General features: G+C 60.6%; 13 protein-coding genes. 6 read left to right on the forward strand and 7 right to left on the reverse strand.

The window, feature by feature from the left end; all coding sequences use genetic code 11:
* Positions 1–21 precede the first annotated feature (21 nt).
* From BLU26_RS08220 to BLU26_RS08230, 3 genes are all read right to left on the reverse strand, one after another.
* Positions 22–828: a mechanosensitive ion channel family protein gene (locus BLU26_RS08220; RefSeq protein WP_092285599.1), complete on the reverse strand. Its 807-nt coding sequence runs from the start codon at positions 826–828 to the stop codon at positions 22–24.
* Positions 821–3,568: an AAA family ATPase gene (locus BLU26_RS08225; protein ID WP_092285601.1), complete on the reverse strand. Its 2,748-nt coding sequence runs from the start codon at positions 3,566–3,568 to the stop codon at positions 821–823. The genes BLU26_RS08220 and BLU26_RS08225 overlap by 8 nt, the downstream gene beginning before the upstream one ends.
* 247 nt (positions 3,569–3,815) lie before the next feature.
* Complete coding sequence (locus BLU26_RS08230; RefSeq protein ID WP_197674544.1) at positions 3,816–4,241, reverse strand: putative quinol monooxygenase; 426 nt, start codon at positions 4,239–4,241, stop codon at positions 3,816–3,818.
* Between the two features lie 138 nt (positions 4,242–4,379).
* Here BLU26_RS08230 and BLU26_RS08235 point away from each other — a divergent pair, with 138 nt between their 5' ends.
* Positions 4,380–5,255, forward strand: a complete 876-nt coding sequence (locus tag BLU26_RS08235; RefSeq protein ID WP_092285603.1) for an AraC family transcriptional regulator — start codon at positions 4,380–4,382, stop codon at positions 5,253–5,255.
* A gap of 58 nt (positions 5,256–5,313) precedes the next feature.
* Here BLU26_RS08235 and BLU26_RS08240 read toward each other — a convergent pair whose 3' ends face one another.
* Entirely contained in the window at positions 5,314–7,347 is a 2,034-nt protein-coding gene (locus BLU26_RS08240; protein ID WP_231702056.1) for a TonB-dependent siderophore receptor, read from the reverse strand.
* Between the two features lie 519 nt (positions 7,348–7,866).
* On the opposite strand from BLU26_RS08240, the gene BLU26_RS08245 reads away from it, so the two are divergent.
* Positions 7,867–9,432, forward strand: a complete 1,566-nt coding sequence (locus tag BLU26_RS08245; protein WP_197674558.1) for a glucan biosynthesis protein — start codon at positions 7,867–7,869, stop codon at positions 9,430–9,432.
* A 63-nt stretch (positions 9,433–9,495) separates the two neighbouring features.
* On the opposite strand, the gene guaA is transcribed toward BLU26_RS08245, so the two are convergent.
* Positions 9,496–11,076 (reverse strand): glutamine-hydrolyzing GMP synthase, encoded by a 1,581-nt coding sequence (gene guaA / locus BLU26_RS08250; protein ID WP_092285607.1) that lies wholly within the window; start codon positions 11,074–11,076, stop codon positions 9,496–9,498.
* A 126-nt stretch (positions 11,077–11,202) separates the two neighbouring features.
* Positions 11,203–12,672 carry an IMP dehydrogenase gene (gene guaB, locus BLU26_RS08255; RefSeq protein WP_092285609.1) on the reverse strand — a complete coding sequence of 490 codons (1,470 nt, stop codon included), beginning with the start codon at positions 12,670–12,672 and terminating at the stop codon, positions 11,203–11,205.
* A gap of 137 nt (positions 12,673–12,809) precedes the next feature.
* Between guaB and xseA the strand changes: the two genes are divergently transcribed.
* From xseA to leuA, 3 genes are all read left to right on the forward strand, one after another.
* Complete coding sequence (gene xseA, locus BLU26_RS08260) at positions 12,810–14,186, forward strand: exodeoxyribonuclease VII large subunit (RefSeq protein WP_092285611.1); 1,377 nt, start codon at positions 12,810–12,812, stop codon at positions 14,184–14,186.
* 2 nt (positions 14,187–14,188) lie between these two features.
* Complete coding sequence (locus BLU26_RS08265; protein WP_092285613.1) at positions 14,189–15,019, forward strand: M23 family metallopeptidase; 831 nt, start codon at positions 14,189–14,191, stop codon at positions 15,017–15,019.
* Positions 15,020–15,229: 210 nt separating this feature from the next.
* A complete protein-coding gene (gene leuA / locus BLU26_RS08270) occupies positions 15,230–16,900 on the forward strand; it encodes a 2-isopropylmalate synthase (RefSeq protein WP_092285615.1) in 1,671 nt (556 codons plus the stop codon).
* Between the two features lie 9 nt (positions 16,901–16,909).
* Here the strand turns inward: leuA and BLU26_RS08275 are convergent, their stop codons facing one another.
* Positions 16,910–17,290 carry a winged helix-turn-helix transcriptional regulator gene (locus tag BLU26_RS08275; RefSeq protein ID WP_092285617.1) on the reverse strand — a complete coding sequence of 127 codons (381 nt, stop codon included), beginning with the start codon at positions 17,288–17,290 and terminating at the stop codon, positions 16,910–16,912.
* Positions 17,291–17,429: 139 nt separating this feature from the next.
* On the opposite strand from BLU26_RS08275, the gene BLU26_RS08280 reads away from it, so the two are divergent.
* Positions 17,430–18,536: an alkene reductase gene (locus tag BLU26_RS08280; protein ID WP_092285619.1), complete on the forward strand. Its 1,107-nt coding sequence runs from the start codon at positions 17,430–17,432 to the stop codon at positions 18,534–18,536.
* Positions 18,537–18,597 lie beyond the last annotated feature (61 nt).

An 18,597-nucleotide genomic window follows, 5' to 3' on the forward strand; every position in this document is an offset into this window, starting at 1 on the left:
GCGGCAGTTAAGAAACCCCGCTCAGCCCGCCGGCCGCAACACCCCACGCTCCCGGAACAGGGCGGACGTCCGTACCGTCACATCACTCTGGAATGCCTTCTCGTAATCCACATCCAGCACATAGGCCTTGGCTCGCAGGCGAATGGCCAAGCGCTCGGCGACCTGCACTTCTTCTATGGCAAAGGTCACCGGTTTCTTCAGATACGCGAAACGGCTGGTCACGATCACCTGACGGGCAATGTCCTGGGCCTGCTGAATGTCGGCATCAAGCGCCAGATGGAAGTCGGTTACCACCATCATATCCATTGCGCCGAGGTTGCCCGAGGCCACCACGTCGGTAATAAAGCGCGAATTGGGGATGGTGACGATGTTGTCATCCAGCGTGCGCAGCCGAACCGTACGCAGGGTGATCGCCATGATCTCGCCGTAGACGTTATCAAAGGTGACTCTGTCACCGACCTGAAACGGGCGGTCAAACAGCAGTATCAAACCGGAAATCAGCGACGCCGCCACGTCCTTGAGGGCGAAGCCCACCGCCACCGCTGCAGAGCCGCCAATCGCGATCAGAAACTCCTGCGGCGGGCGCAATACGCCTACCACCAACACGATCGCACCGATGATGTAGAGCACAAAACTCAGCAAGGTGGTGAGCTGCATCACAGCAAAGCGGCGTGACGGGAAGCGCGTCATCACCCGGCCCATCATGTGCCGGATCAGCCAGTTGATCAGCCACAGCACGAAGATGCAGAAGAACAACAGGAATATGGTCCCTGCGTTGAACATATCTACAAAGGTAGATAGCTGACTGGCAAGATTATCGTCATTCATGCAGCAGGTTCTTCCTGGCCAGAAGCCTCATGATGGGGGGGTACCAGAGCGGTACGATGCGATAACGCTTGTTATCCGAGCGCTGCAGAAAGCCCGCGTCGTAACCGCTCTTCAGGGCGGCGCGCACCACCCGCTCCGGCAATGCCGTAACCGTAACCAGCTCGTCGCTGGTCATGTTCTCGTGAATCATTATTGCGGCGTAGGCAAAGTGCAGATCGTTGTCCATCTGCTCAAGTGCAGCGGCCGAGACTTCATCCGGCAGCCCTACTACGACGGTATTGCCCTGCAGGTGGATAGAGCGCAGCCAGAGCCGCAACGCCAGCAACGGATTACCCTGACAGGCATCCCACAACAGACTGAAATACAACTGCTCGGCATTGCGAATATTGCCTGCCTCCGGACCGCGGGTAGCGAGCAGAATGTCGTCGTAGCGAATCTTGTACCCGCTCAGGTGGTTGCGCGACAGGATCAGCGAGCGTACTTCGTTCTGTGACCACCGCCGGGTGGTGCGCACCTTGCGGAATTGGTAATCCCTGCCGTAGATATTGCTCAGATAGGCCCAGCTCTGATTATTGATAGCCACCAGCCAGAACACATTTTCGATGCGCGTGTTGACCAGGCCCAGCAGGGTCTCCCAGCCACTCAGCCCGCCCACCCGACGCAGGAACAGGTTCTGCGCGTTATCCAGAATAACCAGCGTGGGCTGTCGCTCGGCATCGGTATGCACCAGCGCCGGTGGCCCCGCCGTCAAATCACACTGAAGCGCGTCGCCGAGCAGGGCCAGCACCTCGTCACGGGTGCAAAGCTTGCCAGTCACATTGCACAGGCGTACCTGCAGCTCGCTGTGCTCTTCACCCAGCGCCTGGGACAGCTGTTGCAGCACCGCAGACTTGCCGGCACCCCGCGGCCCGGTCAACAGCAGCGAATTCTCACTGCTCTTGTCCTCGAGCCAAGCGTCCAGACCCTTGCGCACATGGCTGTACAGACCCGAATCGATAAAGGGTATCTGCGCGTCGCCTGACTCCAGAAACCAGTGTTCATAGCCCGCCAGTGCCTGTGCATCGCTTTCAAGTTCCGGCTGAGCGCTTTCCGTAGCCGCGGCGCGAAGTTTGAAGCTGCGCGCGAACAAACGACGATACCAGTCATAGTCGAACAGCGACTTGTGCAGGAAGGTGGCCAGCAGCGCTACCAGTAGTGGCGGCGCAGTGATCGGCGCTATCAGCAGAAAGTAACGCTCACTCAACAACAGATCGAGAGTGTCATCAAAGCGCGATGGCAGCACCGACTTGAGTGCATCAATAAAGTCCTGCCGCCGGCAGCGCAGCAGCAACCCCAACGCCAGCAAGATGCCCAGCAGGCTGAGCACCCGGCACCAGTCCAGCAAGCTGGACGGACCTACTCCCAGTGCCACAAAGTCCTTCGCCAGCAAAAACAGCACCAGCACCGCGGCAGAAACCCGCGCAGCGCGTTGCACCTGTGTCAGCTGTTCCTGATTGAGAAAGCTGCCAGCCTGCTGCGCAATGCGTTGCAGCAGCCATTCCCCTACCAGGCAAAGTAACCCGTAAAGGATGAACAGCCGGGCCAGCGGCGTCAGCAGGGTCAATAGGGCCAGATGATAATGCGTGTAGAGTTCGTACAGCACCTGCAGGCCGAGCAACCCCACCAGCCACGGCAGTAACAGCGGCACGCTCGCGGTCACCCTGCTGAGCCTGGACGCCAGCCGCCGCTTGCGACTCCAGTGCGCAAAACGGCTTTGCAATCGGGCCGCCGGCGCTGCAGACGCGCGCGCCAGCACCACCAATGCAACGGCAGCCAGAATGCCAAACAGATATTCCACCAGCGTTAGCCAAAGCGAGGTTCTGCCCCCAGCCCCACCGGTATCCAGGTAACTCAGACGTACATCGCTGAACAGCCAGGTCAGGCGGGTGGTGAAGGCGCGCATCTCCTCGGCCAACAGATGGCGCGTCTCGCGCGGATCAAGCTGCGCAAAGGCCCGGGCCCGCTCTTGCCACAGCCAGCCGCGAACGCTGTTCAGTGCATTGCGCTGCACCAGCACATCGTGCCGTGCCAGGCGGTAGTAATCGAGCAGCAGTTGTTGTTGCACCGGCGCCAAGGCGGACAGTGTCTGCGCATCCGGCTGCCCCGCAGCGGGGCGGATCTCGTAGGACTGTCGCCAGAGTGCCAGCCATTCAGCGATGCGCCCGGGGGTGACTTCAAGATGCAGTGCCGATAGCTGGGAGAAGAACTCGCGGCGCAGTTCACTCAGTCGCCCTTGCACCTGTTCCGCCGCCGCAAGGCTCGCGGTCAGCGCGGGGCTGCTGTCTGCCTCACTGGCCGCGCGCAGTGCTGCGGCCTGCGCGGTCAGTCTCTGCCGCGATTCCCACACCCGACTCAGTGCATCGCGCACCGCCTCCGGCTGATCCAGCCAGACCGCCTGCTGACGGCTGAGCCGTTGCTGTGAGCGCAACAGGCCGGCGCGTGCACTCTGGTACTGCTCTTCAAGTGATGGACAGTCGATCTGCTCCGGCCAGTTCCACTGCCCGAGTTGCGTCGAGGTTGGCGCCACCGCCTGCTCTATGGTCAGGTCAGCCGCAAACTGATCGGAATAAATGGAATCAAATACCCGCCGCTGCGCGTTGACCGCGGCCCGTTCACGCTCCAGCGAACGCAACAAGGCTGTCTCGTCCCGGCAGTCGGTGAACTCCGCAGTCGCTGCACGCGCCTCGACCAGTCCCAGCATAAGACAGGCCGTAAGCAGCCAGATGACTCGTTTCAAGACCCTATCGCCCCTGATATGTAGCAACCGCGCAGCTCCTTTAGCTGACCGTAACGGCCTGGTTGTCCATCCCTGATGCGCTATCCGGCCCGCCTTGAAGCGCTACCGGTCGCACGCTGGACACCTGCGCAATTATAGCTACCTTGGCGGCGTTTGCTGCGGTTTGTCATCGCCCTCCAGCGATAGCAGCTGACCGGTAGTCACGTACGTGCTACTGCGGCAAATGGGCGAAACTGTCCTTGCTCATCAGCACATCCGCCCTATGCACCTGCGCCGGAAAGGCCAGAATCGCATTCATGCGGGTCAGATCGCGGAAGATGTCCCCACCGCCGCCCTCGACATGCGCCTGGCGTCCAGCCAGGTCAGGGAAGGCTTCAAAAATAGCAAAGGTGGTAGGCGCCAATCGCACGGCGAACCAGGGCCCGGTGGCCGGTTCGTGCTCCACGCAATCACGGATATCGCGCAGCATCTGCATGACTTGCTGCTCTTTGCCCGGCAGCGCCTCAATATGAATGTAGAACGCCTTGCGCCCTTCGCTGCCCTGTTCACCGAGCACCTGCACCCCAGCATGGGGAGCGGCAGACGAAGCAGCTGTGGCTGCCTTTGCGGCCATACTCGACTTGGTTTTATCTTGCATAATAATCTCCGGATGGACGTTGATCACCATGCCACTTTAGGCCTTAATGCAGAATCCAGGCTGCCATAACGTCTCGCATATTTGCCCGATTGTCCAGATCGACTTTACTCTACGCGCGCTGCGAGATCACAATGCCGCATGTCAAATGACCTGTTACAGGCAGTAGAGCTTCATACCCGCAGCCAAGCCCACGCCGACGGGCTGACTCACACCGCGTTGCCTGGCCTTACCCTGGTGCGCAGCTCTGCACCGACCGAACTGGAGCATGCACTAGCCAGGCCATTGCTGTGCCTGGTGCTGCAGGGCTGTAAACAGGTGAGCATTGGCACAACCCAACACCGCTTTGGCGCTGGCGATAGCATGCTGGTGAGCAGCAATCTGCCAACCCTCAGCCGCATTGTGAGCGCCAGTACTGCAACGCCCTACCTGGCTGTAGCGCTGGATCTGGATGTACCCCTGATGAGCGAACTGACACTGCTCAACCAGGCGACACCCGCTACGCAGGCAGAGCGCTCGCAAGCCGAGCATGAGCTGAAGGATGCAGTGCGCCGGTTGGTGCAAGCACTGCATCGCCCGCAAACCTTTGCTGCACTGAAAGGCGCCCTGCTGCGCGAGATACACCACTGGTTGCTGATGGGGCCACACGGCGACAGCGTGCGACAGCTCGGCTTGCCGGATAGCCATGTACGACGCATCGCGCGCGCCGTTACGCTGATCAGATCGGACTACACCCAGACATTGTCGGTAACCCGACTCGCCGCTGCTGCCGGTATGAGCCGCTCGGCTTTTCATCAGCATTTTCGCACCGCAACCACACTGTCGCCGTTGCAGTTCCAGAAACAGCTGCGCCTGATCGAGGCGCGACGCCTGCTGCACGCCGGCGGCTTGACGGCGAGCCGAGCGGCGTTCGAGGTCGGTTACGAGAGCATTTCGCAATTCAGCCGCGAGTACGCGCGGCTGTTTGGCTTGCCGCCGGGTAAAGACCGTCGTAGTGCCGCTCAGCGGCTGTCGTAACAACCATAGAAAAGGCCGCACGGTTTCCCGCGCGGCCTTTGCGTCAACACCAATCGGCTTACCAGCTGTAACTGAGCTTCGCTGTCATCTCACGGCCCGGATTGTAGTAATCCGCGGTACCGGAGCCGACCACGTGCTGCTCATCCAGCAGGTTGCTGACGTTGAGGGCAAGGTCAACACCCTGGACGATCTGGTAGTTTACAGCCGCGTCAAACAGCGTAGTTGCGTCGCTTTCGGCGGTATTGGCGGCGTCAAAATAATAGGCATCGGTGTAACGCGCGCCCAGCCCGAAGCTCAAGTGCTCACCCGGCAGAGTGTAATAGCCCCACAGAGAGGCCGAGTTTTCCGGTGCCACGGTGAACGCATTGCCCTCAAGCGAAGTGCCGTTGCGCAGCGTGCCGCGAATGACCTCTGATTCCATATAGGAGTAACCGCCAACCAGGCTAAGGCGATCGGTCAGCTCTGCCTTGGCTTCAAGATCGAGCCCCCTTACCTGTGTTTCACCGACAGTTTCGCGCTCGATGGTGCCGTTATCCTGCACCACCGCGATGGTGACATCATCCTGTGTCAGTTCGTAGACCGCTGCCGAGTAAATCGCATTCATGCCGGATGGTGCGTACTTCAGACCAACCTCATACTGCTTGCCACGCTCAGGCGTCACGCCAATGGAGGGCGGCTTAACCGATTCAACCATACTGACATAGGTGGAGATCTCATCGTTGATCATATAGGTCAGCGAGCCACGGAAAGAGGTCTCCGAGAAGTCGTCCGACGCCTTGACCCCGGCGATGTCGGTGCTGGCCAGATCCATTGAATCGTTGCGCACGCCAGCGGTGACGATGAAGTGGCTGAACGACAGGTTTTGCTGCAGGAATATCGACTTGGTGGTGTAGTCCTGCTTGTTGCCACTGTATACGTTCAGCGTGGCGGGAGCACCGCTGTAGACCGGGTTGGCAAGGTCAATTGGATCGGCAGCGCCATAGAAGGAGCTGTCTTCGGTTGAGGCATCGCGGTACTCAACCCCCAATAAAGTGCTGCTATCAATGTATTCAAAGCGCGCATCGTACTGCAGCATCAGGTTGCCGATCAGCTCCTCGGCTTCGCTATCAGTACCGAAGTAGGCGCGATCAGTCTCTGGCGTGGCCGCGTTGTCAGCCAGATAGATGTAGCCAAAATCATCCGTCAGCTCGCTGTAACGCAGGTTACTGCGCAGCACAAAGCCATTGTCGAAATCGTGGGTGAGGTTACCGGTCATGCTGGTGCGCTCAACATCGTGATAGTTGAAGTCCGGCTCGCCGAAAAAGTCGCTGCGATCATATTCCTGGCCCAGCGGATAGCCACCACTGTTGGGCGTACTGTCCTGACTCAGATAATCCAGAATCACCGTGGCGGAGGTAAAGGCGGTTGGCTCCCAGGTCAGGCCGCCCATCACGAATTCGTTATCGTCACGCGAGTAGTCGTACTCACGCTCGCTGTCCTGGACCTTGCCGGTAAAGCGATAGGCCAAGGTTTCGCTCTCGTTCAGAGCGTCTCCCACGTCCACGCCCGCTTCCTTGTGATCAAAGGATCCGTAGGTGAGATAGCCCTGGCCAAAACGCTCGAAGCGCGGCCGCTTGCTGACGAAATTCACCGAACCACCCGGGTCGGCCGGGCCAAACAGCGTGGAGTTGGCGCCACGCAGTACTTCAATGCGCTCGTAGGCAAAGGGCTCTTCGCGCACACCGCGCATCGAACCCAGCGTCAGGCCATCGCGATAGGTCGTGGCCTGGAAACCGCGAATCTTGAAATAGTCGTTGCGGTCATCGGTTCCGTAGTAGTCGGTGATGATACCGGGCGTATATTGCAGCGCCTCTTCGGTCGTGTTTACGCTCCGTTGCTCCATCTCTTTTTCAGTAATGACGGAGACCGAAGCCGGTGTATCGAGAATGCTGGTCGCCACCTTACCGCCGACCCACAGCTCTTGGGCCACGACCGAGTTGGCGTCGTCGTCAGCAGCGACCTGCGCATTGACGATAACCGGCGCCAGACGGTACACCTCCGCCTCACTGTTCTCGTCGGCCGCCTGCGCGCTGGCGCCGAGCGGCAACGCCATCAAGGGAGCGCAGCACAGCAGGGCGGCTGCGGAGTGTTGCCAAGGGGCTCGCGGCGAACTAGCCGGCGCTTTAGTGTCAGTCATACCAAGGGTCCTTAGATGATGAGATGAGGTTGGCCATTCGCCTGCTGGCGTTATTGTGGGAGTGCGGCCACGTGTTGAGCGTCGCATTATAATGATAAATCTCTTGCTAATGATAACAATTATCACCAGTACGCATACTTCTCCTTACTCTGCGCCCACCCAATGCAGCCAACAGCAGGGTTATGCACCTGCATGGAAAGACGCAGCCGCTCGTTGCCTGAGCATCAACATGGAAACCAAACGCGTTAAGCGCGCACTAAAGGCTTAGCTGTGAGCACTTGAGGTACACCAGAGCGCCCGGTCACGCCGGACTGATGCAAGCATCCGCCCCATTCAGGACGTGATGACCAACGCCACCAACGCCCGATGGAATATGAGCTGCACACCATGAATCGACGACACCGTTTGAGCCGCGCCGCCGCCCTCGCCGGCGCCATGCTACTGCCAGCCTTCGCACTCGCCGCAACCGAGCCACAGTCGTTCAGTTACGATGCTCTGGTGGAGCGCGCGCGCAGCATGGCCGGCACGGCTTACCAGCCCCCCGCGCTGCCTGCACCCGAGGTCGTCCAGCAGATCGACTACGCGCGGCACGGCGAACTGGTGTTTGATACTCAGCGCGCGCCCTTCTCCGGACAGCCCGGCACCAGCGACAGCGCCGGCTACCCGCTGGTGTTCTTCCCACTGGGCAAATACGCGCCCAAGGGCGTACACCTGTTTATGGTTGATCAGGGCGCAGCCGTCGAGATTCCCTATTCAGCCGATTTCTTTGATATGCCAGCGGACAACCCGGCGCGCAAGCTGCCAGCCGACGCCGGCTTCGCCGGTTTTCGCCTGCAGGAATGGCACACGGCAGAAGACTGGGCGCGGCAGGATTGGGTGGCCTTTCAGGGCGCCTCCTACTTTCGCTCGATTGGCGCCGATGGCCAGTATGGCCAGTCCGCACGCGGCATCGCGATTGACGCCGCGGTCGCCGACAAGCCCGAGGAGTTTCCCGACTTCACCGAGTTTTATATCGAGCAGACCAGCGGCGCTTCGCCAGAGACCCCCGTCACTGTATACGCCTTGCTCGATGGCCCCAGCGTCACTGGCGCCTACCGCTTCCGCATGACCCGCGGCCTGGACCGCACCGCGCCCGTTAGCATGGAGGTTGAAGCGCGCGTGTTCCTGCGCGAGGACGTCGAGCGCCTGGGACTGATGCCCCTGACCTCCATGTTCTGGTTTGGCGAATACGGTGCCGAGCGCCTCAAGGACTGGCGGCCCGAGGTGCACGATTCTGACGGACTTGCACTCTGGACCGGCTCGGGCGAACGCATCTGGCGCCCGTTGAACAACCCTGAGGCCACGCGCGTCTCGGCTTTTGGCGATGAAAACCCCAAGGGCTTTGGTCTGCTGCAGCGCGACCGCAATTTCGATCACTATCAGGACGGCGTTTTCTATGACCGCCGCCCCAGTGTCTGGGTCGAACCGCTAAAGCCGCTGGGCAAAGGTAGTGTGCAGCTGCTGGAGATCCCTACCGACGACGAGATCCACGACAATATTGGCGCCTTCTGGGTACCCGAAGGCAAAGCCAGCAAAGGCAGCAGCTATGACCTGCATTACCGCCTGCACTGGCAGAACCTGAGCCCTGTTCCGGCCACCACCATTGCTCAGGCCATCGCCACCCGCATCGGCCGCGGCGGCCAGCCCGGCCATGAGCGCCCGGACAACGTCTACAACTTCACCGTGGAGTTTGATCGGCCCGAGGTCTTGCGGCAGATACCCTACGGCGTCTTTCCCGAGGTAAAGGTGAGCACCAGCGTCGGTGAAATCAGCCGCACCTTTGCCCGCCCGGTGCCCAACGGCAACGTCTGGCGCGCCAGCTTTGATCTGGAACTCGCGCCCGATCAGGTCGCCGATCTACGCATGTACATGGAGCTGGACGGCAAGCCGCTGACCGAAACCTGGCTTTACCAGTTCAAACCCGAGTGGGCGCTTGATGTCGCGCCGCAGAGTAATAACTAGCCGCCAAAACCAAAACGGCCCGCACAATGCGGGCCGTTTTGCCGAACTAGACGAACGTGAGGATCACTCCCACTCAATGGTCGCCGGCGGCTTGCTGGAAATGTCGTAGGTCACCCGCGACACACCGCTGATTTCATTGATGATGCGGTTGGAAACCAGCTCCAGAAACTCATAGGGCAGATGTGCCCAGCGCGCGGTCATGAAGTCGATGGTTTCTACCGCGCGCAGTGCGATGACCCACTCGTAGCGACGACCATCACCCACCACACCCACCGATTTGACCGGCAGGAAGACGGCGAAGGCCTGGCTGGTCTTCTGGTACAGGTCGGCACGGCGCAGCTCTTCGATAAAGATATGGTCGGCGCGGCGCAGGATCTCGGCGTACTCCTTGCGCACTTCGGCGAGAATACGCACACCCAGACCAGGGCCCGGGAAGGGATGACGGTAGACCATGTCGTAGGGCAGGCCCAACTCCAGTCCGATCTTGCGCACTTCATCCTTGAACAGTTCACGCAGCGGCTCAACCAGCTCGAACTGCATGTCGTCCGGCAGGCCACCCACGTTGTGGTGCGATTTGATCACATGCGCCTTGCCGGTCTTGGCGCCAGCGGATTCGATCACATCGGGGTAAATGGTGCCCTGCGCCAGAAACTTGATGCCCTGCAGCTTGGTGGCTTCTTCATCGAAAACTTCGATAAAGGTGCGGCCAATAATCTTGCGCTTCTCTTCCGGGTCAGTCACGCCCAACAGGCGCGACAGAAACTTGTCTTCAGCATCGGCGCGCACTACTTTCACGCCCATGTTCTCGGCGAACATGGCCATCACCTGCTCGCCTTCGTGCAGGCGCAACAGGCCGTTGTCGACGAACACGCAGGTCAGTTGATCGCCGATAGCCTCGTGCAACAGTGCCGCCACCACGGAGGAGTCAACCCCGCCGGACAGCCCCAGCAACACCTTGGCGTCCCCCACCTGCTCGCGCACGGTGGCAATGGCATCTTCCACGATGTTAGACGGCGTCCACAGCGCTTCACAGCCGCAGAGCTCAAGGATAAAGCGCGACAGGATGCGCAGGCCCTGCTTGGTATGAGTAACTTCCGGGTGGAATTGCACGCCGTAGAAGTGGCGGCTTTCGTCGCCCATGGCAGCGATCGGGCAGCTAGGCGTGCTGGCCAGAATATGGAAGCCATCGGGCAGGCTGATGACCTTGTCGCCATGGCTCATCCACACATCAAGACCGAATACGCCGGTGTCGCTGACCGCATCTTCAATGCCCTTGAGGAATTCACCCTGTGACACCAGGTCAACGCGGGCGTAGCCAAACTCATGCTTCTCGGAACCCTGCACCTTGCCGCCCAGCTGATCCGCCATGGTCTGCATGCCGTAGCAGATGCCCAGTACCGGCAAACCCAGCTCAAACACCACCTGCGGTGCGCGGGGCGAGCCGGCTTGTGGAACGGATTCCGGGCCACCAGCCAGGATGATGCCCTTGGGCGCAAACTCGCGGATTTCTGCCTCGGTCATATCCCAGGCGCGGATTTCGCAATACACGCCGATCTCGCGCACGCGGCGGGCGATCAGTTGAGTGTACTGTGAACCGAAATCAAGAATCAGAATGCGGTGCGCGTGAATGTCGTGCAGAGACATGGGCTTTCCTCAGGAAAATGACATAGGGCTGAAACTGCAAAGCTGAAGGTGAGATAGCCGGCCTGGTATCTACGATACCCTGCCCCACTACCCCACCTTCAGCTTCACCCGTTCAGCGGAAATAACTCAGCCAATACGGTAGTTCGGTGCTTCCTTGGTGATCTGCACATCATGCACGTGCGACTCACTCATGCCTGCGCCGGTAATACGCACAAACTCAGGCTTGGTGCGCATCTCTTCAACGTTGCTGGCACCGGTGTAACCCATGGAGGCACGCAGACCGCCCATCAACTGATGGATGATGGCCGACAGCGAGCCCTTGTAAGGTACGCGCCCTTCAATGCCCTCAGGCACCAGCTTCTCGGCACCGGCGCTGGAATCCTGGAAATAGCGATCCGAAGAACCCTGGCTCTGCGCCATGGCACCCATCGAGCCCATGCCACGATAAGCCTTGTAAGAGCGCCCCTGGAACAGCTCAACTTCGCCCGGCGCTTCTTCGGTACCGGCAAACATGGAGCCCATCATCACTACAGAGGCGCCAGCGGCAATCGCCTTGGACAGATCACCGGAGAAGCGGATACCACCGTCGGCGATCAGCGGTACGCCGGTATCTTTCAGCGCCGCAGCCACATCGGCAATCGCGGAAATCTGCGGCACACCCACGCCAGCGACGATCCGCGTGGTGCAGATAGAGCCGGGACCAATGCCTACCTTCACGGCATCGGCGCCCGCCTCGACCAGCGCAGTCGCCGCCGCGGCTGTGGCGATATTGCCGCCCACAACCTGAATGTCGGGGAAGTTCTGTTTGACCCAGGTGACGCGATCCAGCACGCCCTTGGAGTGGCCGTGGGCGGTGTCGACGATGATCACGTCAACGCCAGCGGCAGCCAGCGCCTCAACCCGCGCCGGCGTTTCCGGGCCGGTACCCACCGCAGCACCCACCAACAGACGACCCTGGTCATCCTTGGCAGCATAGGGATAGGCCTTGGCCTTTTCGATGTCCTTGACGGTCATCATGCCCGTGAGGCGGAAGGCATCATCCACAATCAGCACTTTCTCGATGCGGTGGCGATGCAACAGCTCGCGTACTTCCGCGGCGCTGACGCCCTCCTTGACGGTAACCAGCTTGTCCTTGGGGGTCATGACATCGCTGATCAGCGCATTCATGCGCGTTTCAAAGCGAATGTCGCGGGCGGTAACGATACCGACCAGATCACCGCCGGAGAGCACAGGCACACCGGAGATATTGTTCTGACGCGTCAGTTCGACCAGGTCGCCGACGGTGGCGCTGGCGTCTATGGTGATCGGATCCTTGACCACACCGGATTCGAACTTCTTGACCTTGCGTACTTCGAGAGCCTGCTGCTCGATGGTCATGTTCTTGTGAATGATCCCCATGCCACCTTCCTGCGCCATGGCGATTGCCAGACGGGCTTCGGTGACGGTGTCCATGGCGGCGGACAGCAGAGGGATATTCAATTCAATACGCCGGGTAAGCCGGGTCTTGAGGCTGACGTCTTTCGGCAGCACCTCGGAATATCCGGGCACCAGCAGAACATCGTCAAAGGTAAGGGCTTCTTGGCTAATACGCAGCATAGCAGGGCTCCCGAGCGGGAAAATGGAAGCGCGCCATTATACCTATCGAGCGCCTTGCACTCAATTACAATGATGCGTCAAAACGAATTTACTTTGCGCCTCCCCCTCAGCCGCAACGAATGCACTAGAATGCCCGCATGAACGATGACGCCCTATTCAAACAGCTCGGCGCCGAGCGCGACGTACTCAGTGTCAGCCAGCTCAATGCCCGCGCACGGCAATTGCTGGAGGATGTATTCCCGCGCATCTGGGTAGAAGGCGAGCTATCCAATCTGGCCCGCCCCTCCTCTGGCCACCTGTACTTTTCTCTGAAGGACGACCGCGCGCAGATCCGCTGTGCCTGCTTCCGCCAACATGCCGCTCGCCTGAAGCTGGCCTTGAAAGACGGCCTGCAGGTGCGTGCCCGCGGGCGCGTAAGCCTCTATGAGGGCCGCGGCGACTATCAGTTGATCGTCGATAGCATTGAGCCGGCCGGAGATGGCGCGCTGCGCCAGGCCTTTGATGCCCTGAAAGCCAAGCTGATGGCCGAGGGGTTGTTCGAGCAGACACTGAAGCGTCCGCTGCCCGCACACCCAACGCGCATCGGCGTGATCACCTCCGCCAGTGGCGCCGCGGTGCGCGACATCATCAGTGTGTTCCAGCGCCGCGCGCCTTTCATCGAGCTGGTGATAGTGCCTTCCGCCGTACAGGGTCGAGAGGCGGCACCGCAACTGGTGCGCGCGCTTGAGTTGGCCGACCGGGGCGGCTTTGATGCGCTGATCATCAGCCGCGGCGGCGGCTCGCTGGAGGACCTCTGGCCGTTCAACGAAGAAATAGTGGCGCGTGCCGTAGCCGGCTGCCAAACCCCCATTATCAGCGCCGTGGGACATGAAACCGACGTCTCCATCTGCGATTTCGTCGCCGATGTGCGGGCGCCTACCCCGTCGGCTGCCGCTGAGCTACTCAGCCCGGACACCCAGGCCCTGTTACGCCAGGTAGAGCAACTGGAGCGCCGCCTGGTACAACGCCTGCGCGAGCGCCTGGCCCGCGCACGGCTGCAACTGGATAGCCTGCGCCAGCGTCTGCGCCATCCAGGCGAGCGCCTGAGTCAGCAGGCGCAGCGGCTCGATGAGCTGGAACTGCGCCTGCAGCGTGCGCTGGCCCAGCAACTGACGCAACAGCAGCAGCGCCTGGGGCACCTGCGTACGCGGCTACAGACCCAACACCCCGGCCGTCGCCTCGGCCAGCTACGCGAACAGCTGCAGCAGCTCGACCTGCGTCTGCCACGCGCTATGCAGCAGCAGCTCAAGCAACAGCGCAAACAACTTGAGCAAGCGGCGCAGACGCTGCATCTGGTCAGCCCGCTGGCAACCCTGGGCCGCGGCTACAGCATCCTGCTCGATGACCAGGGCACGCCGGTACGCAGCGCAGCCACAACTCAACCCGGCCAACGCTTGAAGGCCCGCCTGCACGACGGCGAGCTGAATGTGCGCGTCGAGAACGACGCCCCTTACACCCTGTCACTGCTGGACTGATCATGCTGCGCAAATTGACGTTTACCCTGCTGCTCATCCTCTGCAGCCTGCCTGTCCAGGCTGAAGGTTTTATTACGCGGCTGCTCAATCACCCGGTGCCGGGCGGCGTGGCAGTGGTCGGCCTGCCGGAGCAGAGTGAGGCGCCACGGGCCAGCTACCAGGGCAAACCGGTGCTGACGATTCGCGAAGACGGTGAGCGCTGGATTGCGATTGTCGGCATCGATCTGAAAACCAAACCGGGCCAGCAACAGCTGGTACTGGCCAATGGCGGCCAGATCGGGTTTGAGGTGCGCAGCAAGCGCTATGAAGAGCAGCACATTACCCTGCGCAACAAGAGCCAGGTCAATCCTGCGCCCGCCCAACTGGCCCGCATCCAGCGCGAACTGGACGCCCAGCTCGCCGCCTACGCGGAATTCAGCCCGCGCCAACCCAGCAACCTGCTGCTGGACCGGCCGGTGCCAGGAGCGCTCTCAAGCGCGTTCGGCCTGCGGCGCTTCTTCAATGGCGAGGAGCGCAACCCGCATTCCGGGCTGGACTTTGCAGCAGCCACAGGCACCCCGATCAAGGCTCCCGCTGCCGGCAAGGTGATTCTGACCGGCAACTACTTCTTCAATGGCAATACGGTGTTCATCGATCACGGCCAGGGCCTGATCAGCATGTTCTGCCACCTCTCCCATATCGACGTCAGTCTAGGCGATGAGGTTGAGCGCGGCGGTCTTATCGGCAAGGTAGGCGCTACTGGTCGCGCCACCGGGCCACACCTGCATTGGAATATCAGCCTTAACGGCAACCGTGTAGATCCGGCGATCTTCATTGGCGCGTTCAAGCCATAAAAGCCACTGCGCGAATTTGCGCAAACCAAGCGCAGAAAAGCCGCGCAAAGCAAAATAAAATGCGCAAAAATCAGTTCAACTGATTAATTCTGCCAAATATTTATTCCCTGTTGAAATCAACGCGCACACTCATTACCTTTTACTGCAACAAACACCCACGTTCAGACGTTCGGCCTTCACGAGAGGCCCGTGCAGCAAGGAAACCCGATCATGAGTATGCTCAGCGACCCCTCCAGTAAATATCGCGCTTTTGCGCCGATTGATATTCCCGACCGCCAGTGGCCGTCCAGAACCATCACCGAGGTACCGCTGTGGTGCAGCTCGGATCTGCGTGACGGCAACCAGTCGCTGATCGAACCCATGGACCCGGTGCGTAAACTGCGCTTCTTCAAAACGCTGGTCGCCATCGGTCTCAAACAGATAGAAGTGGCCTTCCCGTCTGCCTCGCAAACCGATTTCGACTTCGTCCGCAGCCTGATCGACGATGGCCACATTCCTGATGACGTGACCATTCAGGTGCTCACCCAGGCGCGCGCCGACCTCATCGAGCGCACCTTTGAATCGGTGCGCGGCGCCAAGAAAGCGATCGTACACGTCTACAACGCCACGGCCCCGAGCTTTCGCCGCATCGTCTTTAAACAGGACAAGCAGGGTGTCACCGACATTGCCGTGAACGCTGCCAAGCTGATCAAGGAACTGGCCGCCAAGCAGCCCGACACGCAATGGACATTCCAGTACTCGCCGGAGATCTTCACCTCCACCGAGTTGCCCTTTGCGATTGAAGTCTGCGACGCCGTGCTCGATGTCTGGCAACCGACGCCCGACAACAAGGTAATTCTCAACCTGCCCGCTACGGTCGAGGTGTCGACGCCCAACATCTACGCCGATCAGATCGAGTGGTTCTGCCGCCACATCAGCCGCCGCGACAGCGTACTGGTTAGTCTGCATACCCATAACGACCGTGGCACCGGCGTGGCCGCCACCGAACTGGGTCTGCTGGCCGGTGCTGACCGCGTTGAGGGCTGCCTGTTCGGCAACGGCGAGCGCACTGGCAACGTTGATCTGGTGAACCTGGCGCTGAACCTCTACACCCAGGGCATCCATCCCGGCCTCGACTTCTCCGATATCGACTCGGTACGCAAGGTCGTTGAAGAGTGCAACCAGCTGCCTGTGCATCCGCGCCACCCGTATGTGGGCGATCTGGTGCACACCGCGTTTTCTGGCTCGCACCAGGATGCCATTCGCAAAGGCTTTGCGGTGCAGCAGGCCGACGGCATATGGGAAGTACCCTACCTGCCGATTGACCCGGCTGACATCGGGCGCAGTTACGAGGCCGTGATTCGCGTCAACAGCCAGTCCGGCAAGGGCGGCATCGCCTACCTGCTGGAGCAGGAGTACGGCATCAGCCTGCCGCGCCGCATGCAGATCGAGTTCAGCCAGGTAGTGCAGGGCGAAACCGACCGCCTGGGTCTGGAACTGACCGCAGCGCAGATCCACGACCTGCTGGAGCGCGAGTACGTGCAAGCCACCAGCCCTTACGCGCTGATTCGCCATCGCCTGCAGGAAGAGAACGGTACCAGCGCCGTCGACGTTGAGGTGCTTGACCAGGGTGAGACGCTGCACTGGCGTGGCCTCGGCAAGGGGCCGCTGGAAGCACTGGTCGCCGGTCTGCCGGTCGCGGTAGAAATCATGGACTACCACGAGCATGCGATCGGATCCGGCAGCAATGCCAAGGCAGCGGCCTATATCGAGATTCGCCTGGATAACGGCCGCCCGCTGCACGGCATCGGCATTGACGAGAACCTGACTACAGCTAGCTTCCGCGCCCTGTTCAGCGCACTGAACCGCGCGCTGCGCCAGGCTGACTCGAAAGCGGCTTAATCTTTACGGCTAGGGCTTGGCAGCCAACTGCTGCCAATGCCCCCTGCCCCACAAACACATGGCCTCAAGCACCGGCTGCAGGCTCGCGCCGTGCTCGGTAATGCGGTACTCCACACGCGGTGGCACCTCGGCAAACACCGTGCGCGTCACTACCCCGTTGCGCTCAAGCTCGCGCAGTTGCTGCGTCAGCATTTTTTCAGTGATACCCGGAATCAGTCGCCTCAGCTCAGAGAAGCGCTGCGGCCCCTGAATGATGTGATAAGCAATAACCGACTTCCACTTGCCACCAATCACCTCCAGCGTGACCTCGATGGGTGTGCTGTACACCTTATCGCCTTGCACCAGCCGCTTACTTTCGGCCAATGCGGCCTGCTGTTCATTGATCGCCATACGCTTGCCCTTGCCTTCTAAACTTACCCAATGGTAAGTGACTGCCAAAATCGTACGTACTTGTTAAAAGGAATGCCACCCCCATAATGGGCTGCACTCAGGTATCACAACGATGCCACGACCAGGAGTTGCCGCCACCATGACTACCCCCTTATTACTGCAACCTGCCCGCATTGGCAGTCTTGATGTTCCCAACCGCACAGTAATGGCGCCGCTGACTCGTCAGCGCAGCCAGCAGCCGGGCAATGTGCCTTATGCGCTCAACGCCGAGTACTACCGCCAGCGTGCCGGTGCCGGCCTGATCATCAGCGAGGGCACTCAAATCACCCCTGAAGGTCAGGGGTACGCGTGGACACCCGGCATTCATAGTGCACAGCAGATTGCCGGCTGGCAGCAGGTCACCGATGCAGTGCACGGCGCCGGCGGTCGCATATTCGCCCAGCTCTGGCACGTTGGCCGGATATCGCACACGCTGGTGCAACCCGAAGGCAAGGCACCACAGGCACCCTCCGCGCTGCAGGCCAAGGCCGATGTGTATGTGCAGGAGCCAGACGGCAGCCACCACAAGGCCGCTGCCTCGATGCCAAAAGCGCTAGAGACCGAGGAGATTGCCGACCTGGTGCAGGCTTATGCCCAGGCCACCCGCAATGCAATCAAGGCCGGGTTTGATGGTGTTGAGGTCCACTCGGCCAATGGCTACCTGCTGGATCAGTTTCTCTGCTCAGACAGCAATCAGCGCAGCGACGCCTATGGCGGCAGCCTGGAAAATCGCGCGCGACTGGTACTCGAAGTGGTGGATGCAACCATCGCCGCGATGGGTGACGCTGGCCGCGTTGGCGTACGTTTCTCGCCACTGGGTACCTTCAACGACGTGCACGACGCCAATCCGCTGGAAACCTTCAGCTACCTGCTGAACGAGCTGAATAGCCGCAAGCTCGCCTATGTGCATATCAACAAGCCAGACTGGGCCGGCGGCAGCTATGAGGGCTTTGATGAACTGCTGCAGGCGTTGCGCGAGGTGTACCAAGGCGACTTCATTCTCGCTGGCGGCCTGGACGCCGAGAGCGCCGAGCAGGCAATCCAGTCAGGGTTAGCCCAATTCGCCGCCTTCGGCCGCCCCTTTATCGCCAACCCGGACCTGGTTGAGCGCATTCGCCAAGGAGCGCAGTGGAACCAGATTAACCCCAGCACCCTGTATGGCGGCGCCGAAGTCGGCTACACCGATTACCCGGCTTTGGGCGACTGAGTAAAGAGAGCGCTGCACAGGCACAAAAAAGCCAGCTCGGATGCTGGCTTTTTTGTGCCTC

Source organism: Halopseudomonas sabulinigri (genome assembly GCF_900105255.1).
GTDB classification, from domain to species: domain Bacteria; phylum Pseudomonadota; class Gammaproteobacteria; order Pseudomonadales; family Pseudomonadaceae; genus Halopseudomonas; species Halopseudomonas sabulinigri.